The organism is Bacillus sp. TCT6, assembly GCF_056033845.1.
Genome location: NZ_JBVYHX010000001.1, coordinates 5,083,109 through 5,107,771 on the forward strand (window position 1 = coordinate 5,083,109; position 24,663 = coordinate 5,107,771).

Consider the following 24,663-nt stretch of genomic DNA (forward strand, 5'->3'; position numbering starts at 1 on the left):
TTTATTATGAAACTTGAAACACTTACAGAAAAAGAACTTTTAGAAATCTCAGCTGGTGGTGGAAACGTTTGTGATTGGGGCGTTTTAGGTGTAGGTACTGCTGCATCTGCAGGTTATGGTGCTGCTTTCGGAACAGCATTCGGACCTGGTGTAGGTACTGCGGTAGGTGCTGCAGTAGGCGCTGGTATTGGTGCTTTAGGCGTAATTTACTGCTAATAGTAAATTAAAATTGATTAAACATATAGAGGGTCCTAATTATTTAGGGCTCTTTTGTTTATTTAGATAATAAACAACAAAATTTATAGTAATCATTTTGTTGTTTTAGCCTCCTATACAGATTTCTTTCCTTCTTTTATTCCCCTTTGGTATTACTTTCGACTAAATTCACACCAGATATTTGTTTTGTAGAGACCGCCAACATGGATCTATGATCATTAAAATATACTGCTGAGCTATGCTCTTTCAAATCTTTCTGTTTAATAAAATAAGACATTTTTCAAAAAAGAAAATTCACTTTCAAAAATATTATATCTATTTTTTAAAAAATATGGATATAATATGCAATTTTACATATTGCTTAATTTTTACTTATTTTCATGATATTGTATATATATCGATTGATATATTTTATTTTATCGAATTATTAATCATAAAAAAATTTATTTTAAAGGAGAATTTTATTATGAAACTTGAAACACTTACAGAAAAAGAACTTTTAGAAATCTCAGCTGGTGCTAACAATGTTTGTAGTTGGGGCATTTTAGGTGTAGGTACTGCTGCATCTGCAGGTTATGGTGCTGCTTTCGGAACAGCATTCGGACCTGGTGTAGGTACTGCAGTAGGTGCTGCAGTAGGTGCTGGTATTGGTGCTTTAGGCGTAGTTTACTGCTAATAGCAAATTAAAATATTCTTATGCAAATCAATTATTTCATAAAAGCCTCTCCAGTTTGTGGAGAGGCTTTTCTATAGCTAATTGACATGTTAATTTTTATATACCTTAGCCATCTTGATCCTTTGCATGGATAGAATAATCATATATACAATGTAAAAATCAATGTGTTTAACTGGTAGATACTCTATAAAACAAAATTAAAAATCAGTACGTTTATAAATTTTTACAGTTAAAAAGTACGAAGCAATGAATAGAACAATAACAACTATTGAAACAAGTGTAACCATTTGATTAACAGTAAGTTGTGTAGTCGCCTTTTGCATAGCATCAATAATATTTACATATTCCCCTATGCTTTTCCATAAAATAATAAGAACAGGAGACACCGCGCTAACTGCAATTAATAAATATTTATTGGCAAAACGATAGCAAAATGGGAAGTAAATAGATGTCAGCAACATGACAGTCAGAATACTAATTATAATTTCTTGTAGACTTGCTACTTTCCCACTATGAATTGGAGAAATAAATTGAATTATTTCTTGAATTAATAAAGAAAATAGGACTACTGTTAGCGTGAATATTATTACACCTATATATTTTGACATAATAATTGTATTTCTACTATAAGGAAGACTGTTAATAAATTTGTGACTATTATTCTTGTCATCGTAATAATGTAAATTCATCATATAAGAACAAGCAATTAAAACAACTGTTAATCCAAAACTCCCAAAGGTTCCAATAAAAAGGCATGCAACCACAAGATAGAGTAACATAATTACTTTTTGTAACCGAAAGTCCTTTAATATTAAATTAAGCATTTTAAACATTCCCCTTTTTTGTATAGTACATTATGTCTTCTAGCGTTGCTGCTTCAATTAATACTTCATCACCTAACTGCGTGCGTACTTGTTTTACGTTATTTGTAAGTGCTTCAAATCCTACATTTGTTTCACGAATCCCAATTAAGTTTTGTTTCATATCTAATGTAAGTAAGTCTGTATCCCCCTTTATAATTGCATATTCTTCAGAAATACTATGTATATCCTTCTCGAACTCAATTTCACCATTATGGATAAATACAATATAATCTGCAATACGATCTAAATCTGTTGTAATATGTGTAGAGAAGAAAATCGTCTTATCTTGATCAACCATTAAGTCATAGAGTATATCTAAAATTTCTCGACGAAATACTGGATCTAATCCAGATGTTGGTTCATCCATAATAATAAATTCTGCATGATGTGAAAGCGCGAACGCTAGAGATGCCTTCATTTTCATACCTTTAGACATCTTTTTTATTTTTACATTAATCGGTAGTTCAAAACGTTTTATATATAATTGAAATTGATTTTCATCCCATTTTGTATATGCAGGTGCAATGAATTTTTTGAGTTCATTAATTGTCATATCTTCATAAAAAATATTGTCATCGTATACAAAACCAATACGTTCTTTGATAGAAATTTGGTTCTTTTGATAATCTTCATCAAAAACTGTAATTTCCCCACTATCTTTACCAATAAGGTCCATAATGAGTTTTATTGTTGTGCTTTTCCCAGCTCCATTTGCACCAATAAACCCTGTAACTAACCCTTTTTTAATGTTAAAAGAAACATTTTTTAAAGAAAACTCTTTATAAGTTTTCGATACATTTTTCAACTCTACAACATTCTCCATTTCTATTCCTCCCCATAGATAGAATCAATAATCTTTATTAAATCACCTCGTAATACATGACTACTCTTACTTTCACGAACAACTCTAATAAACTCTCGACGTATTAGATAATTTGATTTATCAATCCTTGTTTTTTCAATTTGTTTTGCAACAAAAGATCCTTTTCCTACTATAGAATAAATATAACCAGCTTTCTCAAGTTCCTCGTATGCTCTTTTTGAAGTAATCACACTTACCTTTAAGTCTCTAGCCAATGAACGCATAGAAGGTAAAGCATCATCTTCTTTTAATGTCCCATTCAATATTTGTAATATAATTTGATCAATGATTTGTTGGTAAATAGGCTCCTTGGAACTATTAGATAGTAAAACTTTCATTTTTCAACCCCTTCACTCACATCACCTTACATTAACATTATATACAATATATACATTATACTCAATAGATACACATTATATTTCTGTAACACATACACGATAAACGGTCCTGTTTTATAGGATGTGTTTACATTTATAACAAAGGGATAATACGGATAAATTCGTATTAAATGAAAGTGGTTCAAGTCAGAGAGAGGCTCCTTAGGGTGTCTTTTCTTGATTGAAGATCCCTTGGCGTAGTAAATTCCAAAATGCTGGCGGAATCCCAAAACCAAAAAAGAGTTTTCCTTAATTAGGAAAACTCTCTTTTTTATTCTATTACTATGAGATACTATATCCGCAATATTTTGGGTTATATATCAAAAATCAAGTTGTTAAATACCTATATATTTTTTATCTCATTATTAATAATTGAACAATGCTCACTTGAATCTATCTCCATTGCAGGTTCATGCTGCACTTTAAAAATAAACTCTGCAAAATTTTTATCCCTATTATCTGGAAGATAAAACAAATAAAACGGATAGTACCCTTTTTTGTATATGCGAAACTTAGACGGTGCCTGAAAAAATAATTTATCCTTTATTACATCTTCCAACGCAATCTCAAACCAACAATGAAATTGTATCTTGCATTAGGCAGACTAACCCCAATACAATTACTATCCAATTATTCCTTTATATACTTCCCTGATAACTTCGTCCAAATGTTTAATAAGTTATTATTGATTACACCATCACTATTAACCTATTTTATAAAATATATACCTAATTTATTATTTATTTTTGGCTTGGTTTACCGTTACTTATGATACGGTTCCCCACGATTAATCCGAAACGCTCTATACACTTGTTCAAGCAATACTAATCGCATTAATTGGTGTGGTAATGTCATCTTTGAAAAAGAAAGTGATTCGTTTGAACGCTTCATCACTTCTGAACTTAGTCCGAGTGATCCACCAATTACAAATGCGACTTTACTCTTTCCGTATGTAGCAAGGCGATCTAGACTTACCGCAAATTCTTCTGATGACTTTTGCTTTCCTTCTATAGCTAATGCAATCACATGCGTGTCATCAGAAATTTTATCCAGTATACGTATACCTTCTTTTTCCTTTACAATTAACATTTCTGCTTCACTTAAATTTTCTGGCGCCTTTTCATCGGGCAATTCAATTACTTCTACTTTTGCGTATGCTGATAATCGTTTTAAGTATTCTGCTATACCTTGTTTCAAATATTTTTCTTTTAATTTCCCAATTGAAATAATCGAGATATTCACACGTATCATCCACCTTACAAACATGTTATCCACAAAACTTATCCACATATCCACAAACACTACCCACATATTGTGTGAGAATCTGTGTTCGATACAACATATGTCGCCTCATTTTGACAAAATTCACATGTTTTTTTCTCTTTTTCTGAGTTATCCACATTGTTGATAACCGGCGCAACTTCACACTCATCCACAATAATATCTAACGCTAATTCAACATGTTCTAAACAACAAGGTAAATTCATTTTCTTCACCTCACTTTTCTACAATAGAAAACAGGAGGTAGGCCCTCCTGTTTTTAATACTTTTGAATGCCTAATTTCACTGTTGTTGTTACTCTTTTTGTACCACGATAAAACGTAAGAGTCATTTTATCATTAATTTCCTTATCATATAAGGCCGTGCGGAATCCAATAATATCGCGAATCGGTTTTCCATCTACTGCCACAATAACATCATGTTCTCTTAAACCAGCATCTGCGCCTGGCGAAGGATTTTTCACATCCAAAATACAAACTCCTTCTGTTACAGTACCTGGTAAATGTAATGTTTTTGACCAATAATAGTTTGGAATTTCATTTAATGACCTAATTTCAATCCCAACATACGGCCTTCTTACTTTTCCATACTTCTCAAGTTCATTCATAATCGGAACAGCCCTAGTCACCGGAATAGCAAGTCCGATTCCTTCTACTTCTTTTGCAGCAATTTTCATTGAATTAATACCAATTAATTGTCCTGCTGCATTTACAAGCGCACCGCCACTATTCCCCGGATTAATCGCCGCATCCGTTTGTAACACTTCTACTTGCCAATCATAGTGTCCATCTTGATCTAAATCTACAGGGACAATACGTTCATTAGCTGAAATAATACCTTGTGTAACAGTTCCAGAGAATTGCAGTCCGAGTGGATTTCCAATCGCAATGACTGGCTCTCCTCTGCGAACAGTATTAGAATCGCCGATTTCAATTATTTTTTTCACATGCTTTGCATCTATTTCTAATACAGCTAAATCTGTGACTACATCGGTTCCTAATACTTTTCCAGGAACCTTCTTACCGTCACTTAAACTTACTTCAATACGATTCGCTCCAGCTACAACATGATTATTCGTTACAATATAAGCTTGACCATTTGTCTTTTTATAAATTACTCCTGATCCTGTACCAGCCTCTGAATCTGCCTCTGAAAAGTTATCTCGTTGAATGTTAATAACGCCCACAACAGCTTCAGATGCACGGTCAACAGCATCTACAAAGCTAATCTGTTTAATTCCTTGAGCTTCGGCCATATTACTTCCGCTTGCTTCAGCTTGCGGAAGCGTATCAGCAGAATTTGAAAATAAAGGAGCTCCAAACGCAAATAAAGAAGCTCCTACAATTGTTCCCGCTATACTAGAAAGAACTATACCTTTATGCTTCTTTTTCCCTGCACGTTTCATACGATAATTTTCTTCATCAATAAAGGACATATTTGTTCACCCATCTTCCTGAAAACAACTATATTCACCTTTATTGTTTACTAAAATGAAGAATTATACGTATTGAATTTTTGTAGGCATTTTTGGATCTGTATCGTGAATTTCAAAGGATTCACCCACTCCAAATCCTTTTTCCTCTAGTACTTGTGATACTGACATACGAGCTAGTTCTTTCATGTTATTATCTAAGCTTAAATGGGCTAAATAAATATGCTTTGTCTCATCTGTAATTACATCTGCCATTGCTAATGCAGCATCTTCATTACAAACATGCCCAACGTCGCTTAAAATACGTCGTTTAATGCTCCATGGGTAACGTCCCATACGAAGCATTTCCACATCATGATTACTTTCAAATACGAAAGCATTAGCTCCCTTAATAACGCCCTTCATACGGTCACTTACGTATCCCGTATCTGTAATAAGTGCTAATTTCCTATTATTGTTATGGAAAGCATAAAACATCGGTTCTGCCGCATCATGAGAAACTCCAAATGATTCGACTTCAATATCACCAAATGTTTTCACATCCCCAACTGAGAAAATGAATTTTTGCTCAGTTGGGATATTTCCTATTAAATGTTCCATTGCATTCCATGTTTTCTCATTCGCATAAACGGGTAAATCATATTTACGCGCCAATACACCTAACCCTTTAATATGATCACTATGCTCATGTGTTACAAGAATACCTGATACATCATTTATATTCAGTTCTGCTTGTTTAAATAAAGCCTCTGTCGCTTTACCACTTAAACCTGCATCGACTAGTAATTTTTTTTCATCGGTTCCTACGTATAGCATATTTCCTGTACTTCCACTTGCAAGTACGCTAAAATGCAACCCCATTCTTTCTCACTCCAGTATGTTCATCAACCACTTGATTTTCCTTTTCCCCTAATTCCATAACTTGTCCTTCAATTGCATTCACAAAGAAGTCCTGTTTCTGCTCCGTTTTTAAATTCCACGTTGGAGCAAGTACTTGGTTATTAGAAGTAGATGCGGTAAGAGTGGCATAGCCAATTTGTGCTTCTTTAACATGCGTATTTCCATGAATTTTATTTTTTAAATACAAATTTTCTAAAGCTGTTTGAGCCGTAATAATTTCTTGCTCTTTCGTTTTTTCACCTTCGCCCATTTCTTTTAAATCAGTTAGCATTGTCTGCGTATATGAAACAAGTTCATTTTTTTCATTTAATTCCACAACAATCATCGCCTGATTATTATAGAAAATAGGCTTATCTTTATATTTTTGGAAGAAATAAATTTTAGAGTCTTTCACCGCTCCAAATTCATACTTTTGTCCATCCAATACATAGTTCTTCAAAAATTCATTATACTTATCTTTTGATAATGATTTCGTATTTAAAAAAGGCTCTTTTAGCTTACTTTCTATCTTGTACATATTTTGTATCTGCGCCGTTTGATTTTTCAAAGACTGTATATCATCTTCTTTAAAGGCTTTATTTTCCGCTCTAATAAACGACTCTTTTTTCGGTTCCTTAGGGATATTCCCTATAGTAATTTTGTTTGCCTTTAATTCTTGATCTATCTTTGTTTCTGCAATAAGCTCCAATTGATTACTATCTTGCTTTTGAATGAATTGAAAAATGAGAAAGAGGTCCAAAACAAAAAAGGTCACAATAAATATGGTTTTAATCCGATCCCAATCCATTTAGTCCTCCCTCACTCCACTCATAGATTTTCTGTTTACCTGTTTCACCTTCAACAAGCTTTACATACCAAATTGGTTGTAGTCGAACTACTTGTCCATCTAGTGATAACTTGTATCCAATACCAATATCCTTAATTACTTGTTTCTTTATCTCTGGATTATTTTCTAGAGATGCTATTACAACATGCCCTGACGGAAGAGTAACCTTCTGTTCTATGCCTTTAGTATTTAAAGACAGCAACGGTCTTTCATATTCCATTACTTCTTCTGATCCCCATTTTTGTCTCAATTCAGCTAATCCATCTGTATTGAATACGGAATATCCATCTTCATGTAAGCGAAACACTGTCTCTCCTTTATTCATATAGTCCAAACGATATGAATCCAAACTTCCACTGTGACCACTTACGAATTCAAAGCTTTTTTGTAACAGCATTAAATTATCTATCGTTTTCTCAGTTAAGACAGAAGAGTTTTTATACTTTAGCATGTGACGATCGTCTTCAATTTCCATAGATCTAATACCATCTGTAAATGTTTCTTTCGATATCTCAGTAATTGGACTTAAATAACGAGGATCACTAAACAGAGCATTCTTAAACGTATCCACTGCTAAATTAGATGAGATATATGTTATATTGTTTAACTCTGTCGTTCCATCTGGTAAAAATAACTTTTTCATATCATTGATTTGATAATCAAAATAAGGCTTTGCTGATACTATAAATTGATTTTGGGCATTTACAATATCTTTTAAATACACGCCACTTAATTTTGCCTCATATATTTTAAAGTTATCACCATCAGAAACAAAGTTAATTTTAATTTCTTGATCCTTACTTCTAGAAGGATCAAGAAGAATACGATTAAAATGTTTAGGCTTATCTGTACCTTTCTCTTTCATGTTAAACATGGATTTAACTGCATCAAATGGGATATCGGTAGGGAAAACAAGTTCAATTTTCCCTTCACCATGCACATAGGACAGGAAATCACCCTTAGTGATTGATATCTCTCTAAACTCATGTAGTTCCCCTACTTCCAGAGGCTTATAGATTGATTCTATATCTGCCTCTCTTCTGCTCCCATAATGATTTTTATCTTTATGCACGATGATAGAAGTAGGACGGACAACATCGGCAATTTTAGTTTGATTCGTTCCTTCATTGCCCTGTACAAATTTCGCGTTTTGCATGGATGTAGAATCTGGCACATACGTCCATAGGTTAAAAGTAAGAAATAGGCTAATTACGACTAGGTTAATTAAAACTATTGTTTTAAAGTTTTCCATACTCATTCCCAATCGTCCTCTTCATCTGCTGCCATTGGTAACGTGAAATAAATAGTTGTCCCTTTTCCTTCTTCACTCTTCGCCCAAATAGAGCCACCATGTGCCTCAATCATTTCTTTTGCAATTGCTAATCCAAGTCCCGTACCACCCATTTGTCTTGAACGAGCTTTATCTACGCGATAAAAACGTTCAAAGATTTTATCAACGTTTTCTTTTGGAATACCCATTCCTTGGTCACTTACGCTAATTTCTAATAAATCACCGCGATCACGTAAGCGATATGTTACTGTTCCACCTTCTGGTGAATACTTTAATGCGTTAGAAATAATGTTATACAGCACTTGAGTAATTTTGTCAGTATCCATATCAATAAACCTAGATTTTTTAGAGAAAGATCGTTTGAAACTTACATTTTGCTCTTTAGACATTTCAAAGCGATCAATAACATTATTAAAGAAATCAGTAAAGTCGACCCATTCTTTCATTAAACGGTGCTCTGTACTATCAAGTTTAGATAGCTGTAACAACGCATTTACAAGTCTAATCATTCTTTCTGTTTCTTCTTGTGTAACCGTTAAAAATTGTGGTGCAATATTCGGATCCTGCCACGCTCCATCTGTAAGTGCCTCTAAATAACTGCGCATCGTCGTTAATGGCGTCCTTAATTCATGAGAGACATTCGCCACAAACTCACGGCGTTCCCCTTCTATACGCTCCTGCTCTGTTACATCATATAGTACAGCAATTAAGCCATTGGCCTTCCCTGTTTCTTTTTGAATAACAGAGAAACTAGCACGTAAAATATATGGTTCGTTTCTCGTACTAAAATCTAATAACACAGAATCTGGCTCTTCATATAAATGATCGAGCGTAAATTCTTCCTGTATCCCTAATACCTCTAAAACAGATTGATCGAGCGCTGTTTCACGAGAAACATTTAACATCTTTTCCGCAGGGTCATTTAGTAAAATAATATCCCCTTTTCGGTCAGTAGCAATTACTCCATCTGTCATATGTGATAAAACTGATGATAATTTACGCCTTTCACTTTCTGTAGAAGAACGAGCTTGTTGTAATTTTTTTGATAAATTATTGAAGGATAATGCCAGTTGTCCAATTTCATCATGGCTATGCACTTTTACTTTTCTCGAATAATTTCCTTTTGCCATTTCAATTGCTTGTCTCCGCATATCTGAAATTGGTCTTGTAATTGTTTGAGCCAATAAAATCCCAAGTACGGCCGTTACTAATAAGGCAATTACTGTTCCCGTAGCAAAAATTTGATTTATATCCTTCATTTGTTTATATACATCTTCCATAGATGCAACGATGTATATAACACCAAGCGCATCCTTGCCATTATCATCTAGAATCGGAGTAAGCATAACTTGAACACGATGGCCTGTACTACCATCCTTCTCAATTTTCACTTCTGGCTTTTTTTGTACTAACACTCGCTGAACAGCTATATCAGTTGATGTTCTATTCACCTTATTCTGCTTTGATTCATCTGAAATAGCCAATAACTTTCTATGCGAATCAAATACACTTACCTCTTGTATAACTTTCTTTTGATCAGAGGCAAATTTTCGAATAGAAGTTTTAATGGTTTCATCTGTTGACTCTGTTTCTGCTTTTGTATAACTTTTTTTAAACTCTTGTTTCAAGTTATATGATAATAAGTTTGTTTGCTGCGTTAAAGAATCCCTAAAACCTTGTACTAGGCTCTTCTCTAATTCCCTTACGAAATAAACCCCAATAACTTGCATCGCTATTAATATTAATAGCATATATATAAGCACAAATTTTAAATGAATAGATTGAAAAAAACCAACTTTCTTCATATACTATTCCTGCTCTGGGTCACGCAAGTAATACCCTACTCCACGTCTAGTTACAATTAAAGTAGGATGGCTTGGATTATCTTCAATTTTTTCACGCAAACGACGTACTGTTACGTCTACTGTGCGCACATCTCCAAAATAGTCATAACCCCAAACTGTTTGTAATAAATGTTCGCGTGTCATAACTTGTCCTAAATGTTTCGCTAAATAATGTAGCAACTCAAATTCACGATGTGTAAGCTCGATATTTTCCTCGCGCTTCGTTACACTATATGCATTTGGATTAATAACAATTGGTCCAATAACCATTTCTGTATTTTCTTCTTTTTCTGCAGAACCACCTTGTTGATGACGGCGTAAATTCGCCTTCACACGAGCAAGTAATTCCCTCGTACTAAATGGCTTCGTTACATAATCATCTGCCCCAAGCTCAAGCCCTAATACTTTATCAATCTCAGAGTCCTTTGCTGTAAGCATAATAATCGGCATTTCTGAACTTTTACGTATTTCACGGCAAACCTCTAATCCATCTTTACCCGGTAGCATAATATCTAATAAAACCATATCTGGTTGTTCTTCATTAGCTTTTTCAATTGCTTCATCACCATCATGCGCCATTACTATTTCAAAACCTTCTTTTTCTAGATTAAACTTCAAAATATCTGCAATCGGCTTTTCATCATCAACTACTAAAATTTTCTTTCCCATCATCGTCTATTTCCTCCTTATAAAAATATGGTCAATAATCCCTAAACATATCGATGTTTACATAGTATGTCCTATATGACCGCATCCTTTGTTTAAGTATTTTCTCCTCTATTCTCATAGACTCATGTATGATCCACTTTTACACGGCATCCTATACGATCTATAGAAAAACCTCTAGCTTCAACTGCTAGAGGCTCCTCGTTCTATTTTAAAATAACTACTCAGTTTTGTAAAATTACATAAATAAAAAGGATATTAAGTGGGCCCACTTAATATCCTGAGAGTGGCTCGGGACGGAATCGAACCGCCGACACGAGGATTTTCAGTCCTCTGCTCTACCGACTGAGCTACCGAGCCAAAACTATATATAAAACCACTAATGGTGGTATAAACAAAAGTGGCGGTCCCGACCGGGGTCGAACCGGCGATCTCCTGCGTGACAGGCAGGCATGTTAACCACTACACCACGGGACCAAAAATAAGCATAAAAAAACATGACCCGTACGGGATTCGAACCCGTGTTACCGCCGTGAAAGGGCGGTGTCTTAACCACTTGACCAACGGGCCACGAAAAATAAAATGGTGAGCCATGAAGGATTCGAACCTTCGACCCTCTGATTAAAAGTCAGATGCTCTACCAACTGAGCTAATGGCTCATACTCACCAACGTCATATTTTCGTGACGACAAGATGTATCATAACATGTATTCTGTATTCTTCGCAATACTTTTTTTCATTTTTTTATAAAAGATAAGAAAAAACTCATGCGGACATGAGTTTTTTCTAAAAATATCAATTAAGCTTCGTATACATTACGAACAATATTCGTTTGGTTACGATCTGGTCCAACTGAGAACATAGATAATTGAATTCCTGTTAACTCAGAAACACGTTCTACGTATTTTCTTGCATTTTCAGGAAGCTCGTCTAATGATTTTACACCAGTAATATCTTCTGTCCAACCTGGAAGCTCTTCATATACAGGCTCACATTTCGCTAAAATGTTTAAGTTTGCTGGAACTTCATCGATAACTTCGCCATTGTATTTGTAAGCAACACAAATTTTAAGAGTTGGAATATCTGTTAGAACGTCGATAGAATTTAATGATAGATCCGTTAAACCACTAACACGACGCGCATGTCTTACAACAACGCTATCGAACCAACCTACGCGGCGCGGACGACCAGTTGTTGTTCCGTACTCACGACCAACTTCACGAATTTGATGACCAATTTCATCATTAAGTTCAGTAGGGAATGGACCGTCACCAACACGGCTTGTATATGCTTTACATACACCTACAACGCGAGTAACTTTCGCAGGGCCAACTCCAGTTCCAACTGTTACACCACCCGCAATCGGGTTAGAAGATGTAACGAACGGGTACGTACCGTGGTCAATATCAAGCATAACACCTTGTGCACCTTCAAATAATACACGGTGATTGTTATCTAGTGCATCATTTAATACAACAGATGTGTCGCATACATATTGTGCGATTTGTTGTCCATATTCGAAGTACTCTTCAAAGATTTCCTCTACGCTGAAACCTTCTGTATCGTACATTTTTTCAAACAAACGATTTTTCTCTACTAAATTGCGCTCAAGCTTCTCTTTAAATGCTTCACGGTCTAAAAGATCAGCCATACGGATACCAATACGAGCAGCTTTATCCATATATGCAGGACCGATACCTTTTTTCGTTGTACCGATTTTGTTATCACCTTTACTAGCCTCTTCTAACTCATCTTGTTTTAAGTGATAAGGTAAAATAACGTGTGCACGGTTACTTACACGTAAATTATCAGTACTTACACCACGGTCGTGTAAGTATTTTAACTCTTCAAGTAATGCTTTCGGATCTACTACTAAGCCATTTCCGATTACACAAATTTTCTCTTTATAGAAAATACCAGATGGAATTAAGTGTAACTTATATTTAACTCCGCCGAAAACAATTGTATGTCCCGCGTTATTTCCACCTTGATATCTTGCAACTACTTCCGCATGCTCAGAAAGAAAATCAGTGATTTTACCTTTTCCTTCGTCGCCCCATTGTGTTCCTACAACTACTACTGAAGACATTATTAAAGCACCTCCGCAATTTTCAAACGATCTATTCAAACAATATAATTGTACCAAAACCGAAAAAGAAGTCAACCAAAAAGCGAACATTTTTTTATTAAAAATCATTTTCGTTCGTAAGAATTATATTTTCACCTTATGAAAGCCTTATCTTTATCCCATAAAAAAAGAAACACATCTTATTATAAGAAATGTGTTTCTTTTTTATACTGCCTTTATGCCCCATCCTCAAAGCGTCGTTCTAAATTAACGAATTTATTAAATTCTTTAACAAACGCAAGCTCTACTGAACCTACCGGACCATTACGTTGTTTTGCAATGATAATTTCAATCGTATTTTTATTTTCCGTTTCACGGTCATAGTAATCTTCACGATATAGGAAAGCTACAATATCAGCATCCTGCTCAATACTACCAGATTCACGAATATCAGACATCATCGGGCGTTTATCCTGACGAGATTCTACACCACGAGATAACTGTGATAAGGCAATAACAGGCACTTGCAATTCACGCGCAATCCCTTTTAAAGTACGAGAAATCTCAGATACCTCCTGCTGACGGTTCTCACCTGATTTCCCACTTCCTTGAATAAGCTGTAAGTAGTCAATTAAAACCATACCAAGACCTTGTTCTTGCTTTAGTCTACGACATTTCGCTCGAATCTCATTTACCTTAATTCCTGGTGTATCATCAATATATATACCGGCATTTGAAAGACTACCCATCGCCATTGTTAATTTCGCCCAATCATCAGAAGTTAATGACCCGGTACGAAGTCTTTGCGCATCGATATTTCCTTCTGCACAAAGCATACGCATAACAAGCTGATCGGAGCCCATCTCCAAACTAAAAATCGCTACATTTTCATCCGTTTTCGTCGCTACGTTTTGTGCGATATTTAATGAAAATGCAGTTTTCCCTACTGACGGACGTGCTGCTACGATGATTAAATCATTTCGCTGGAAACCTGCCGTCATCTTATCTAATTCAGTAAATCCAGTTGGTATCCCAGTAACTTCACCTTTTTGATTATGCAAAAGTTCAATTTTATCATAAGCATCTACAAGAACATCTTTAATATTTTGAAATGCTTTTGCATTCGTTTGATGGGATACTTCTAATATTTTTTTCTCGGCCTCATTTAAAAGGCCGTCTACGTCATCTTCTCTCTCGTATCCATCCGACACAATATGAGTCGCTGTTCGAATTAAACGACGTAAAAGTGCCTTTTCAGCGATGATACGTGCATAATATTCAACGTTAGCAGCTGTTGGAACAACTTCTGCTAACTCTGCTAGATAAGACACTCCACCAACTTCTTCTAGTAATCCTTGATCAGCCATCGCTGATGTCATTATTACTAAATCGATCGGTTCTCCTTTGTCAGATAACCCAAGCATTACCTCAAAAATCTTTTGATGTTTCGTTCGATAGAATGAGTCAGGTACCAATAACTCTGATGCTGATGTTAACGCATCTTGATCAATTAATATGGCCCCTAAAACCGCCTGCTCGGCTTCTATATTATGCGGAGGGGTACGATCAGCAAGTACATCACTCATACGCAATCCTCCTTGCTTAATTTATTTTTATTGTTCACTAACATGAACTTTTACTGTCGCTGTTACTTGCGGATGCAATTTCACTGTTACATTTGTGTAGCCTAATGCACGGATTGCATCATCCATTTCAAATTTACGTTTATCAAGTTTAATTTTATGTGATTTTTGCATCGCATCTACGATTTGTTTGCTCGTAATAGAACCGAATAAACGGCCACCTTCTCCAGATTTCGCTTTTACTTCTACAGTTAATTTCTCTAATGTTTCTTTCAGCTCTTTTGCATTCTCAACTTCTGCCGCTGCATCTTTTTCTTCTTTACGCTTTTGAGCTTCTAAAGTTTTCATACTGCTATTTGTTGCTTCAGCAGCCAATCCCTGTTTTAGTAAGAAGTTATTTGCATAGCCATCTGGTACGTTTTTTACTTCTCCTTTTTTACCTTTACCTTTTACGTCTTTTAGAAAAATTACTTTCATGATTGTGTGCCTCCCTGTAAATAGTCATCAATAACAAATCGAAGCTTCTCCTCGGCTTCATCTACTGTAACATTTTTCATTTGTGTGGCTGCATTCGTCAAATGCCCGCCACCACCTAAGTTTTCCATAATTAGCTGCACATTCACTTCACCTAAAGACCTGCTGCTAATTCCAATGAGATTCTCGCCACGTTTCGCAACAACAAATGATGCAATAATTCCTGTCATTGTTAATAACGTGTCAGCTGATTGCGCAATAAGCACTTGATCGTAGTAATCATCACTATCAACTTTAGCAATCGCAATTCCATTTTTATAAATGTACGCATTTTTTATAGCTTTTGCAACCCGTAAATACTGATCCATATCTTCCTTTAAAAGTTCTTGTACAAGTACAGTATCTGCACCATGTGAGCGTAAATAGGAAGCAGCATCAAACGTACGAGCCCCCGTCCGGAATGTGAAACTTTTCGTGTCGACAATAATCCCCGCTAACAATGCCGTTGCTTCTAACATTGTCATCTTTAAATTTTTCGGTTGATACTCAAGCAATTCTGTAACCAGTTCTGCCGTTGAAGAAGCATATGGTTCCATATAAACTAGCAATGGATCTTCAATAAAATCTTCTCCACGGCGATGATGATCGATAACTACTACATTTTCAATTTTATGTAACAATTTTTGTTCCATCACCATAGAAGGTTTATGTGTATCAACAACAACAAGTAATGACTCATCATTCGCAAATTCCATCGCTTGCTCTGGAGTAATAAAGTGAGACCATAATTCCTCATTTTGTTTCACTTTGTCCATCAAGCGTTTAATTCCCTTATCAGAATCATTTTCATCTAATACAATATATCCTTTACGCTCGTTTAATTGAGCCACTTTTAAAATACCAATCGCAGCACCAATTGCGTCCATATCAGGAGCCCTATGCCCCATGATAATGACATTACTACTTTCTAATACTAAATCCTTTAACGCATGCGAAATGACCCTAGCACGTACACGGGTACGCTTTTCAACCGGATTTGTCTTGCCTCCATAGAACTTAACTTTACCTGTCGCTTGTTTAATAGCTACTTGATCTCCCCCGCGTCCAAGCGCAAGGTCTAAACCAGATTGAGCCATTGCCCCAAGCTCTGACAAAGGTAAATCACCTGATCCGACACCTACACTTAATGTAAGTGGTATATTCCTTTTAGATGTTTCTTCACGCACCTGATCTAAAATACTAAATTTCCCTTTCTCCATTTGCGTCAGAATACTTTCATTTAGCACAACGAAGAATCTTTCTGAAGATGCACGTTTTAAATACGCACCATACTTAAGTGCCCATTCATTTAGTCGCGATGTCACAAGACTTGTTATATTCGTACGTAATTGATCATCTAATCCTTGTGTAACTTCATCATAATTATCCAAATAAATTACAGCTAAAACAGTACGTTGATCCTCATACATCTTTTCGATTTCTGTTTGTTCCGTTACATCAAAGAAATAAATTAACTTTTCTTCTTTCCTTACAAAAACGCGAAACTTTCGATTATTTAAAGAGACTATATCATCAGAAGTTTCTCCTTTAATGAAAAGAAGTAATGTTTCTGATACATCGTAAAGGTGCCATCCAGCTAATGCATGCTGTCCCAGACATGAAGATAAATAAGGATTTGCCCAATCAATCCCATAATCCTTATTGTATAACAAAATACCAATCGGCATTTGGTTAAATGCTTCATTACTTACTTTCTTTACTCTTGTAATCATATCTGTAGTATGCTTTTCGAAATTCCTTTGAAAATTAAGTTCAAATCGTATAACGATAAAAAATACGATACAAAAAATGACAAAAGCAGCTATTCCCATAATTAAATGAAAATAACAGAGAATTGAAATGAGCACAAACACAAAAAATGCCAATACATAAACAGGATATAAAAACCACTGTTTCTTATCAAATTCAGGCATGTATACAACTCCTATAAAGTAAAACTAACTCACCTTCCAGTTAGTTAAACAGATTAAAATAGTATAAGGAATATTGTTTTATCCCCCTATTTTAGAACGCAATGAAATCCCTAAGTCAATTATACCTAAGATTGTCACAAGAGGAAACAGCATCGGAATAAACATGCATGCAATAAAACTAATAATAGGAATCCCTTTAGTAAAACCTTTTCTATACGCTAAAAAGGCAATAAATGTCAGACCTTGCAGTACAAGCAATAGTGTAAATATGACATTTAGGTTAGAAAATACCATATGTAAATATGATGTTGGTTCTACTTTTATAAAAGTTGCTAACAAAATAAATATAACGTAATACCAAACAATACTCTTTGGTAATTGTATATCTTTAAATTTAGGCCAAGGTATAATGTCATGTTTTAACTTTTTCAAAACACTACCTGATATTATCACTGTAATCCAAGAAAAACATACTGAAACTAGAACAAGTATACTTGGAAATAACGATTGTAATATATCATTCATTTGTGTAAGTAACTCTTTTTGTTCCTTACTAATCGGCATACCTGTAGCACTTACTATCTTTTCACTTTGCACCATACTTTCACTAAACATACTTTGCATTTGCTTCATTATATCTATGTTGAAAAACTTTATACTCGCAACATAAATAAGTACAAAACCAATTAAGTATGCAAGCGTCCCCGCTATTAAGATTTCTACTGACTTTTTTCTTGTTTTATACATATATCCTAAAACAATCCCTATCAATCCAAACATAATTGTCTTCACTAAATTCATGGGTTGACTCACAATAATAGTAACAAAAAGTGATGCTACAAAAATCATGAGCACATTAGATAGTTTATGTCTTATCGTTAATAGTATAAATGGTAACGGCAACGCAAAATTTACAACAGTACCCAAAATCGGAACATACATAGATATAAGCAATAAAATTGCATATATAGCTAATAACGCTGCACCTTCTGTAATAAACTTTGTTTGTTTCACATTTTAACCTCTCTTTCAAAAAGAAAAGCATAGCAAAATGCACAGTAGAGTCCGACTCTACTGTGCATTTCATACGCTATTATTCACCAACATATGGTAAAAGTGCCATTTGACGAGCACGTTTAATTGCAACTGTAAGTTTGCGTTGGTATTTTGCGCTTGTCCCTGTTACACGACGAGGTAAAATTTTACCACGCTCAGAAACGAAACGTTTTAATAAATCAACATCTTTATAGTCAATGCGAGTGATGCCGTTAGCTGTGAAGAAACACACCTTACGACGTTTCGCACGTCCACCTTTGCGTCCTGCCATGTCTATTTCCCTCCATTCTTTGTTAAAACTAACAAATTTACTGTATTAGAACGGTAAATCGTCGTCGGAAATGTCGATCGGTTGACCTACATTTGAAAATGGATCGTCATTCTTCGTAAATCCAGAGTTCCCTTGATTACCTTGGTTACCTGAATTACTAGATTGACCAAATGGGTTAGAGCTTTGGTTACCGAAACCAGCTCCTGATGGTTGCTGATTGAATGAACCACGTTGCTCCCCACCGCCATTACGCGGCTCTAAAAATTGTACGCTTTCCGCAAGAACTTCTGTTACATACACACGTTTACCGTCTTGTCCATCGTAATTACGAGTTTGAAGACGTCCATCTACGCCTGCTAAGCTTCCTTTTTTCAAATAATTTGCTACGTTTTCTGCTTGTTTACGCCATATTACACAATTAATAAAGTCAGCTTCACGCTCACCTTGTTGATTCGCAAATGCGCGATTCACAGCTAACGTAAAAGTAGCTACTGCAACACCATTGGGCGTGTAACGTAAGTCAGGGTCCTTAGTTAAACGACCAACGAGGATAACACGATTCATCAATCGAACCACTCTCCCTTATATATCAATTATTTTTCTTCTTCTTTAACAACGATATGACGAAGGATATCTTCGTTGATCTTAGCTAAACGGTCGAATTCGTTAATCGCTTCTGCGTTAGAGTTCACGTTTAAGATCATGTAGAAACCTTCACGTAAGTCGTTGATTTCGTAAGCTAAACGACGCTTACCCCACTCTTTCGTGTTAATGATTTCTGCACCATTGTTTGTTAAAACACCTGCAAAACGTTCAACTAAAGCTTTTTGAGCTTCTTCTTCAACGCCAGGACGAATGATGTACATAATTTCGTACTTTCTCATTACACTTTCACCTCCTTTTGGTCTAAACGGCCCATAATGGGCAAGGAGCAATTAATTTATAGTAATTACTCACGAGTTTAGATTATATCATAGTAAGTTATATGAATCAACTCACCAATACATAAAAAACTTGGCAAACATATAATATATTCGCCAAGCTCATATCTTTATTTTTCCTAGGAAATATTAAATTAAACGTTAAAACGGAAGTGCATAACATCTCCATCTTTTACGATATACTCTTTTCCTTCTAAACGTACTTTTCCAGCTTCTTTTGCAGCTGTCATAGAACCGTTTGTCATTAAGTCATCATAAGAAACTGTTTCTGCACGAATAAATCCACGCTCAAAGTCTGTATGAATAACACCAGCACATTGTGGTGCCTTCATACCTTGTTTAAATGTCCAAGCACGTACTTCTTGAACGCCAGCTGTAAAGTAAGTAGCAAGTCCTAATAGGTCATATGCTGCACGAATTAATTGATCTAAACCAGACTCTTCAATACCTAGTTCTTCAAGGAATACTTTTTTCTCTTCCTCGTCTAATTCAGCGATTTCTGATTCGATTTTTGCACATACAACGATTACTTGAGAATTTTCATTTTCTGCAAATTCTTTTACCATTTGTACGTATTTATTTTCCGAAGGATCGATAATATCGTCTTCACTTACGTTCGCTACGTATAACATTTCTTTTGTTGTAAGTAAATGAAGGCCTTTAACAATCTTCATCTGCTCTTCTGTAAATTCAACAGTACGAGCCGGTTTCCCCTCTTCAAAAGCCTCTTTTAAACGAACTAAAATTTCATGCTCATATACAGCTTCTTTATCTTTTTGTCTTGCTAATTTCGCAACACGCTCGATACGCTTATCAACAGACTCTAAGTCCGCTAAAATTAGCTCTAAGTTGATTGTTTCGATATCATCAATTGGATCTACTTTCCCTGAAACGTGCGTAATATTTTCGTCTTCAAAACAACGAACAACTTGGCAAATTGCATCTACTTGACGAATGTGAGATAAGAATTTATTTCCTAAACCTTCACCTTTACTAGCACCTTTTACGATACCTGCAATATCAGTAAACTCAAATACAGTCGGAACAGTCTTTTTCGGTTCTACTAATTCCGTTAATTTATTTAAACGCTCATCTGGTACTTCTACAATCCCTACGTTTGGATCAATTGTACAGAATGGATAGTTCGCAGATTCTGCTCCTGCTTGTGTAATTGCATTAAATAAAGTGGACTTCCCTACGTTAGGTAATCCAACAATCCCAGCCGTTAATCCCATATTTTTCACTCCTATGTCTCAATCTTTCATCATTATAGATAGTAACGAAAAAAATGACAAGTTTCCGCCAAACGAAAAAAAGTAACAGTTACCTACTGTAACTGTTACTCTCTCTCTATTCTTCGTGCTTCACAAGTATTTTTTTCACCTTACGATCAAACTCTCTTCGAGTAATCATTACTGAATGGTCACATCCCTCGCACTTAATGCGGATATCCATTCCCATACGAATAATTTTCCAACGATTCTCGCCACATGGATGTGCTTTCTTCATTTCCACAACATCGTACAAGTTATATTCCTTTTGCTCCACTCTTCAAACTCCTCCTCTCCATACTAAATTGCTTTTCCACTAACCAATTCTTCACGATTATATAAAACCATACGTGGATATGGAATTTCAATTCCATGTAAATCAAGACGATTTTTAATCTCTTTACGAAGTGCCCTTGCAATAACTGCATGTTGCATCGGCTCTACTTCAGCAATAACGCGTAATATAACTTCTGATGCAGCTAACGTTTGCACACCTAATAATTGAGGTGTTGTTACCATTTTTTCGTACTTTGAAGGTAACTCTACTAATAAATCTTCAATAACCTGCTCTGCTTTCGCAATATCAGCCTCATATGAAATAGATACATCAACAAATGCTACACTATTACTAACTGAGTAGTTAGTAACTTGAATAATACTTCCGTTTGGTAAAGTATGAATTTCACCTGTCCAACTCTTTACTTTCGTTGTACGAAGCCCAATTTCTAAAACGACTCCTTCAAATTGACCGATTTTAACATAATCGCCAACTGAAAACTGATCTTCTAGCAAAATAAATAAACCTGTAATAACGTCCTTCACTAAACTTTGAGCACCAAATCCGACTGCTAAACCAATTACCCCGGCACCCGCTAATAAACCTGATGCATTAATATCAAACACACCTAAAATCGCAATCAGCATAATAAACATAACAACGTACGCTACAATATTTTCAAGTAATTTCGCTACTGTAACTGTACGACGTTCTGAAATTTGAATTGGAGAACGACTCCCCATACGAAACGCATTTCGTACAACCGCTCTTGCAATTCGCACAACAACTGCACCGATTATTAAAATAATACATATTTTTAATGTCGCAACTCCAATATGAGCCCAACGATCAGCATCTAATAAATACTGTTTCGTAGAATTAAACCACTTCGTTAATAAATCCATGTACCTCTACCTCTCTAGCTAAAATTTCTTTTTAGTTATCCTTATTATTGTATCAGAAGTCCTCTAATTGCTGAAAAAATTTTATGATTTTAATCCTATTTTACCCCCGCCATTCAGGTATAAAATGGAACGAATATATATATACTAGTACTATTATTTCCGTTTTCATTCACATTTTGCAAAAATTACGCACTTATAGATTTCCATTTTTCTCACCATATAACATATATTGAAAATTTATTAAAAGGATGGGTGCTTCATGAATATTGGAAGTTTTCGCTTACCATTTTTTGAGAAAGAAACTCAAAACGTTATGCACCAGGATCTAGAAGCCTCTGAGATAATCAGTAATTTCTTACTTACCCACATTCCTATTAAAACTAATATACCACTCATTCTCGTTTGTATCGGAACAGATCGTTCTACAGGTGACGCACTCGGCCCGTTAGTTGGTACAAAACTTGAACAAATAGACATCAAAAACCTCCAAGTATTCGGTACACTAGATGAGCCAGTACATGCGCTAAATTTAGAAGAAAAAATTCGAAATATACAGAAAGAATATCCTGCTGCATTTATAATTGCTGTTGATGCATGTTTAGGAAAGTCTCAAAATATCGGGTCAATCACTACTGGAAAGGGTCCTAGTAAGCCTGGAGCTGCTATGAATAAGAAATTACCTGCAGTTGGTGATCTGCATATACACGGTATCGTCAATCTAAATGGGTTTATGGAGTTTTTCGTTCTTCAAAATACAAGATTAAGTTTAGTTATGAAAATGGCCGATGTAATCGCACAAAGTATAAAAGAGACGGATCAAAAATTATCCGCACTAAAAAAAGCAAACCATCTATAAATAATAAGATGGTTTGCTCTTTATTTTTTTTGTGATAATAGTTCTAAAATACGATTCAAATCTTCTTTATTAAAAAATTCAATTTCGATTTTACCTTTTTCTTTTTTCGTCTCTTTAATTTTCACATCTGTGCCAAACTTTTCTCTTAAGAACGTTTCACGTTCTACGAAAAATATATTTCGCTCTTTTTTCACTTTTTTTGTTTCACGTGAAACGTGTTGATTAATCTCTTGGACGATTTTCTCTAATTGACGAACATTTAATCCTTCTTTTTCAATGCGTTTCAATAAGGACTTCAATTGTTCTTCATCTTTTATCGTAAGTAAAGTTCTCCCATGAGCCATTGAAAGTTGACCATTTGCAATCATATCTTGGACGAACGAAGGGAGGCTTAATAACCGAGTATAATTTGCAATGTAAGGTCTGCTTTTGCCAAGACGTTTCGCTAATTGTTCTTGCGTTACATTTAGCTCATTCATTAACATCTGGTATGCCATTGCCTCTTCCATAGGATTTAAATCTTCTCGTTGTAAGTTTTCTAACAAAGCAAATTCCATCATTTGCTGTTCAGTTAATTGTCTTACAACCGCAGGTACCTTTTCTAAACCAGCCTCTTTTGCAGCACGAAATCGTCTTTCACCTGCAACGATTTCATATCCTTTAATACTCTTCCTAGCAATTAATGGTTGTAGAATACCGTGTTCCTTAATCGAAATTGCTAATTCCTGAATAGCCTCTTTATTAAAGTGTTTACGCGGTTGATATGGATTTGGCCTTAATTCAGTTACAAGAATCTCCTGAATTGTTTCCTCTTCTTTCACATCTAAATCAGGAAAAAACACATTAATTCCTCTTCCTAATCCCTTAGCCACCTGCAATCACTTCCTCTGCTAAATCTATATATACTTCTGCTCCTCTTGATTTAGCGTCATACTGCATAATAGGTTTCCCATGACTTGGAGCCTCACTCAAGCGTACATTACGCGGAATAATCGAGCGATATACTTTATCCCTAAAATACTTTTTCACTTCATCTATAACTTGGATCCCTAAATTTGTACGGGCATCCAACATCGTTAACAATACACCTTGAATTGCTAAATTTTTATTTAAATGTTTTTGTACAAGTCGAACTGTATTTAATAGCTGACTTAACCCTTCTAGTGCGTAATATTCACACTGTACAGGAATAATAACAGAATCTGCTGCTGTTAATGCATTAATTGTTAATAACCCTAAAGATGGGGGACAGTCGATAATAATATAATCATATTCATCACGAACTGGCTGTAATGCTCTTTGTAAACGTACTTCCCGGGAAATAGTCGGTACCAATTCAATTTCAGCACCAGCCAATTGAATTGTAGCGGGTAGAACATCTAAGTTTTCCGTTGCGGTTTTCTGTATAACCCCTTGAACATCTGCATCTTCCACAAGAACGTTGTAAATACATTGATCTAATTCAGATTTTTCAATTCCCACACCAGTCGTTGCATTTCCTTGAGCATCAATATCTACAAGAAGGACTTTTTTACCTACTTGCGCCAATCCAGCCCCTAAATTAACAGATGTTGTGGTTTTTCCAACACCGCCTTTTTGATTAGCAATAGCAATGATTTTTCCCATGATGTCACCTACTTTCAACCTTTCTATCTTATTCTAATAACAATTACGTTTATTGTAACATGAAATAAAACTTTTTCTTTTACGTCCTTTATTAAACTTCAAAATTTATTTCTAAACTCCTTCTTCAT

The 24,663-nt window shown here is 35.2% G+C and carries 27 protein-coding genes and 4 tRNA genes; 3 read left to right on the top strand and 28 right to left on the bottom strand.

The window, feature by feature from the left end; genetic code table 11:
- Nucleotides 1-6: 6 nt before the first annotated feature.
- Together AC0ONG_RS26065 and AC0ONG_RS26070 are read left to right on the top strand one after the other, a co-directional pair.
- Entirely contained in the window at nt 7-216 is a 210-nt protein-coding gene (locus AC0ONG_RS26065; RefSeq protein WP_000764647.1) for a hypothetical protein, read from the top strand.
- 466 nt (nt 217-682) lie between these two features.
- Nucleotides 683-892: a hypothetical protein gene (locus tag AC0ONG_RS26070; RefSeq protein ID WP_000764646.1), complete on the top strand. Its 210-nt coding sequence runs from the start codon at nt 683-685 to the stop codon at nt 890-892.
- Nucleotides 893-1,089: 197 nt separating this feature from the next.
- Here the strand turns inward: AC0ONG_RS26070 and AC0ONG_RS26075 are convergent, their stop codons facing one another.
- From AC0ONG_RS26075 to AC0ONG_RS26200, 26 genes are all read right to left on the bottom strand, one after another.
- Nucleotides 1,090-1,716 carry an ABC-2 transporter permease gene (locus AC0ONG_RS26075; protein WP_474204528.1) on the bottom strand — a complete coding sequence of 209 codons (627 nt, stop codon included), beginning with the start codon at nt 1,714-1,716 and terminating at the stop codon, nt 1,090-1,092.
- A gap of 1 nt (nt 1,717) precedes the next feature.
- Nucleotides 1,718-2,578, bottom strand: a complete 861-nt coding sequence (locus AC0ONG_RS26080) for an ABC transporter ATP-binding protein (RefSeq protein ID WP_000432710.1) — start codon at nt 2,576-2,578, stop codon at nt 1,718-1,720.
- A 2-nt stretch (nt 2,579-2,580) separates the two neighbouring features.
- The gene (locus AC0ONG_RS26085; RefSeq protein WP_000866328.1) at nt 2,581-2,955 is read right to left on the bottom strand and encodes a GntR family transcriptional regulator; all 375 of its coding nucleotides are present in this window, start codon (nt 2,953-2,955) and stop codon (nt 2,581-2,583) included.
- A gap of 801 nt (nt 2,956-3,756) precedes the next feature.
- Entirely contained in the window at nt 3,757-4,236 is a 480-nt protein-coding gene (gene rlmH / locus AC0ONG_RS26090) for a 23S rRNA (pseudouridine(1915)-N(3))-methyltransferase RlmH (protein WP_001027003.1), read from the bottom strand.
- A gap of 59 nt (nt 4,237-4,295) precedes the next feature.
- A complete protein-coding gene (locus AC0ONG_RS26095; protein ID WP_001052827.1) occupies nt 4,296-4,481 on the bottom strand; it encodes a CxxH/CxxC protein in 186 nt (61 codons plus the stop codon).
- A 53-nt stretch (nt 4,482-4,534) separates the two neighbouring features.
- A complete protein-coding gene (locus tag AC0ONG_RS26100) occupies nt 4,535-5,710 on the bottom strand; it encodes a S1C family serine protease (protein WP_474204533.1) in 1,176 nt (391 codons plus the stop codon).
- 63 nt (nt 5,711-5,773) lie between these two features.
- The gene (locus tag AC0ONG_RS26105) at nt 5,774-6,568 is read right to left on the bottom strand and encodes an MBL fold metallo-hydrolase (protein WP_000522837.1); all 795 of its coding nucleotides are present in this window, start codon (nt 6,566-6,568) and stop codon (nt 5,774-5,776) included.
- The gene (locus tag AC0ONG_RS26110; RefSeq protein ID WP_016078234.1) at nt 6,552-7,394 is read right to left on the bottom strand and encodes a two-component system regulatory protein YycI; all 843 of its coding nucleotides are present in this window, start codon (nt 7,392-7,394) and stop codon (nt 6,552-6,554) included. Before AC0ONG_RS26110 ends, AC0ONG_RS26105 begins: the two co-directional genes overlap by 17 nt.
- The gene (locus AC0ONG_RS26115; protein ID WP_000061567.1) at nt 7,375-8,691 is read right to left on the bottom strand and encodes a YycH family regulatory protein; all 1,317 of its coding nucleotides are present in this window, start codon (nt 8,689-8,691) and stop codon (nt 7,375-7,377) included. Before AC0ONG_RS26115 ends, AC0ONG_RS26110 begins: the two co-directional genes overlap by 20 nt.
- Nucleotides 8,688-10,529: a cell wall metabolism sensor histidine kinase WalK gene (walK, locus tag AC0ONG_RS26120; protein WP_000755366.1), complete on the bottom strand. Its 1,842-nt coding sequence runs from the start codon at nt 10,527-10,529 to the stop codon at nt 8,688-8,690. The genes AC0ONG_RS26115 and walK overlap by 4 nt, the downstream gene beginning before the upstream one ends.
- A gap of 3 nt (nt 10,530-10,532) precedes the next feature.
- Entirely contained in the window at nt 10,533-11,240 is a 708-nt protein-coding gene (gene walR / locus AC0ONG_RS26125; protein WP_000971869.1) for a cell wall metabolism DNA-binding response regulator WalR, read from the bottom strand.
- A gap of 281 nt (nt 11,241-11,521) precedes the next feature.
- Nucleotides 11,522-11,594 (bottom strand) — tRNA-Phe (locus AC0ONG_RS26130).
- A gap of 41 nt (nt 11,595-11,635) precedes the next feature.
- Nucleotides 11,636-11,711: transfer RNA gene (locus AC0ONG_RS26135), tRNA-Asp, on the bottom strand.
- A 21-nt stretch (nt 11,712-11,732) separates the two neighbouring features.
- Nucleotides 11,733-11,804 (bottom strand) — tRNA-Glu (locus tag AC0ONG_RS26140).
- Between the two features lie 13 nt (nt 11,805-11,817).
- A tRNA-Lys gene (locus AC0ONG_RS26145) sits at nt 11,818-11,893 on the bottom strand.
- A gap of 140 nt (nt 11,894-12,033) precedes the next feature.
- A complete protein-coding gene (locus AC0ONG_RS26150; RefSeq protein WP_000100230.1) occupies nt 12,034-13,323 on the bottom strand; it encodes an adenylosuccinate synthase in 1,290 nt (429 codons plus the stop codon).
- Nucleotides 13,324-13,538: 215 nt separating this feature from the next.
- Nucleotides 13,539-14,888 carry a replicative DNA helicase gene (gene dnaB, locus AC0ONG_RS26155; RefSeq protein WP_001286147.1) on the bottom strand — a complete coding sequence of 450 codons (1,350 nt, stop codon included), beginning with the start codon at nt 14,886-14,888 and terminating at the stop codon, nt 13,539-13,541.
- A gap of 27 nt (nt 14,889-14,915) precedes the next feature.
- Nucleotides 14,916-15,362 (bottom strand): 50S ribosomal protein L9, encoded by a 447-nt coding sequence (gene rplI / locus AC0ONG_RS26160; RefSeq protein WP_000864237.1) that lies wholly within the window; start codon nt 15,360-15,362, stop codon nt 14,916-14,918.
- A complete protein-coding gene (locus tag AC0ONG_RS26165; protein ID WP_001113785.1) occupies nt 15,359-17,332 on the bottom strand; it encodes a DHH family phosphoesterase in 1,974 nt (657 codons plus the stop codon). The genes rplI and AC0ONG_RS26165 overlap by 4 nt, the downstream gene beginning before the upstream one ends.
- A 78-nt stretch (nt 17,333-17,410) precedes the next feature.
- Nucleotides 17,411-18,346, bottom strand: coding sequence for a YybS family protein (locus AC0ONG_RS26170; RefSeq protein ID WP_474204540.1), 936 nt, complete (start codon nt 18,344-18,346; stop codon nt 17,411-17,413).
- A 79-nt stretch (nt 18,347-18,425) separates the two neighbouring features.
- Nucleotides 18,426-18,659 (bottom strand): 30S ribosomal protein S18, encoded by a 234-nt coding sequence (gene rpsR / locus AC0ONG_RS26175; protein ID WP_000918873.1) that lies wholly within the window; start codon nt 18,657-18,659, stop codon nt 18,426-18,428.
- Nucleotides 18,660-18,704: 45 nt separating this feature from the next.
- Nucleotides 18,705-19,226 (bottom strand): single-stranded DNA-binding protein, encoded by a 522-nt coding sequence (ssb, locus tag AC0ONG_RS26180; RefSeq protein ID WP_000981963.1) that lies wholly within the window; start codon nt 19,224-19,226, stop codon nt 18,705-18,707.
- A 26-nt stretch (nt 19,227-19,252) separates the two neighbouring features.
- On the bottom strand, nt 19,253-19,543 hold the full coding sequence (gene rpsF, locus AC0ONG_RS26185) for a 30S ribosomal protein S6 (RefSeq protein WP_001233781.1): 291 nt from the start codon (nt 19,541-19,543) through the stop codon (nt 19,253-19,255).
- A gap of 191 nt (nt 19,544-19,734) precedes the next feature.
- The gene (gene ychF / locus AC0ONG_RS26190; protein WP_000524658.1) at nt 19,735-20,835 is read right to left on the bottom strand and encodes a redox-regulated ATPase YchF; all 1,101 of its coding nucleotides are present in this window, start codon (nt 20,833-20,835) and stop codon (nt 19,735-19,737) included.
- A 115-nt stretch (nt 20,836-20,950) separates the two neighbouring features.
- Nucleotides 20,951-21,148, bottom strand: coding sequence for a DUF951 domain-containing protein (locus AC0ONG_RS26195; protein WP_000435486.1), 198 nt, complete (start codon nt 21,146-21,148; stop codon nt 20,951-20,953).
- Nucleotides 21,149-21,171: 23 nt separating this feature from the next.
- The gene (locus tag AC0ONG_RS26200) at nt 21,172-22,053 is read right to left on the bottom strand and encodes a mechanosensitive ion channel family protein (protein WP_000365111.1); all 882 of its coding nucleotides are present in this window, start codon (nt 22,051-22,053) and stop codon (nt 21,172-21,174) included.
- A gap of 259 nt (nt 22,054-22,312) precedes the next feature.
- Here AC0ONG_RS26200 and yyaC point away from each other — a divergent pair, with 259 nt between their 5' ends.
- Complete coding sequence (yyaC, locus tag AC0ONG_RS26205) at nt 22,313-22,909, top strand: spore protease YyaC (protein WP_474204546.1); 597 nt, start codon at nt 22,313-22,315, stop codon at nt 22,907-22,909.
- A gap of 20 nt (nt 22,910-22,929) precedes the next feature.
- Here the strand turns inward: yyaC and spo0J are convergent, their stop codons facing one another.
- Nucleotides 22,930-23,781, bottom strand: a complete 852-nt coding sequence (spo0J, locus tag AC0ONG_RS26210) for a stage 0 sporulation protein Spo0J (RefSeq protein WP_001051833.1) — start codon at nt 23,779-23,781, stop codon at nt 22,930-22,932.
- Entirely contained in the window at nt 23,774-24,535 is a 762-nt protein-coding gene (gene soj, locus AC0ONG_RS26215) for a sporulation initiation inhibitor protein Soj (RefSeq protein WP_000516114.1), read from the bottom strand. The genes spo0J and soj overlap by 8 nt, the downstream gene beginning before the upstream one ends.
- Nucleotides 24,536-24,663: the final 128 nt, after the last annotated feature.

Excerpts from the sequence above, each read along its gene's own strand:
- AC0ONG_RS26065 (WP_000764647.1), top strand. The coding sequence starts at position 7 with ATGAAACTTGAAACACTTACAGAAAAAGAACTTTTAGAAATCTCAGCT.
- AC0ONG_RS26070 (WP_000764646.1), top strand. The coding sequence starts at position 683 with ATGAAACTTGAAACACTTACAGAAAAAGAACTTTTAGAAATCTCAGCT.
- AC0ONG_RS26075 (WP_474204528.1), bottom strand. The coding sequence starts at position 1,716 with ATGCTTAATTTAATATTAAAGGACTTTCGGTTACAAAAAGTAATTATG.
- AC0ONG_RS26080 (WP_000432710.1), bottom strand. The coding sequence starts at position 2,578 with ATGGAGAATGTTGTAGAGTTGAAAAATGTATCGAAAACTTATAAAGAG.
- AC0ONG_RS26085 (WP_000866328.1), bottom strand. The coding sequence starts at position 2,955 with ATGAAAGTTTTACTATCTAATAGTTCCAAGGAGCCTATTTACCAACAA.
- AC0ONG_RS26095 (WP_001052827.1), bottom strand. The coding sequence starts at position 4,481 with ATGAATTTACCTTGTTGTTTAGAACATGTTGAATTAGCGTTAGATATT.
- AC0ONG_RS26100 (WP_474204533.1), bottom strand. The coding sequence starts at position 5,710 with ATGTCCTTTATTGATGAAGAAAATTATCGTATGAAACGTGCAGGGAAA.
- AC0ONG_RS26105 (WP_000522837.1), bottom strand. The coding sequence starts at position 6,568 with ATGGGGTTGCATTTTAGCGTACTTGCAAGTGGAAGTACAGGAAATATG.
- AC0ONG_RS26110 (WP_016078234.1), bottom strand. The coding sequence starts at position 7,394 with ATGGATTGGGATCGGATTAAAACCATATTTATTGTGACCTTTTTTGTT.
- AC0ONG_RS26115 (WP_000061567.1), bottom strand. The coding sequence starts at position 8,691 with ATGAGTATGGAAAACTTTAAAACAATAGTTTTAATTAACCTAGTCGTA.
- walK (WP_000755366.1), bottom strand. The coding sequence starts at position 10,529 with ATGAAGAAAGTTGGTTTTTTTCAATCTATTCATTTAAAATTTGTGCTT.
- walR (WP_000971869.1), bottom strand. The coding sequence starts at position 11,240 with ATGATGGGAAAGAAAATTTTAGTAGTTGATGATGAAAAGCCGATTGCA.
- AC0ONG_RS26150 (WP_000100230.1), bottom strand. The coding sequence starts at position 13,323 with ATGTCTTCAGTAGTAGTTGTAGGAACACAATGGGGCGACGAAGGAAAA.
- dnaB (WP_001286147.1), bottom strand. The coding sequence starts at position 14,888 with ATGAGTGATGTACTTGCTGATCGTACCCCTCCGCATAATATAGAAGCC.
- rplI (WP_000864237.1), bottom strand. The coding sequence starts at position 15,362 with ATGAAAGTAATTTTTCTAAAAGACGTAAAAGGTAAAGGTAAAAAAGGA.
- AC0ONG_RS26165 (WP_001113785.1), bottom strand. The coding sequence starts at position 17,332 with ATGCCTGAATTTGATAAGAAACAGTGGTTTTTATATCCTGTTTATGTA.
- rpsR (WP_000918873.1), bottom strand. The coding sequence starts at position 18,659 with ATGGCAGGACGCAAAGGTGGACGTGCGAAACGTCGTAAGGTGTGTTTC.
- rpsF (WP_001233781.1), bottom strand. The coding sequence starts at position 19,543 with ATGAGAAAGTACGAAATTATGTACATCATTCGTCCTGGCGTTGAAGAA.
- ychF (WP_000524658.1), bottom strand. The coding sequence starts at position 20,835 with ATGGGATTAACGGCTGGGATTGTTGGATTACCTAACGTAGGGAAGTCC.
- AC0ONG_RS26200 (WP_000365111.1), bottom strand. The coding sequence starts at position 22,053 with ATGGATTTATTAACGAAGTGGTTTAATTCTACGAAACAGTATTTATTA.
- yyaC (WP_474204546.1), top strand. The coding sequence starts at position 22,313 with ATGAATATTGGAAGTTTTCGCTTACCATTTTTTGAGAAAGAAACTCAA.
- soj (WP_000516114.1), bottom strand. The coding sequence starts at position 24,535 with ATGGGAAAAATCATTGCTATTGCTAATCAAAAAGGCGGTGTTGGAAAA.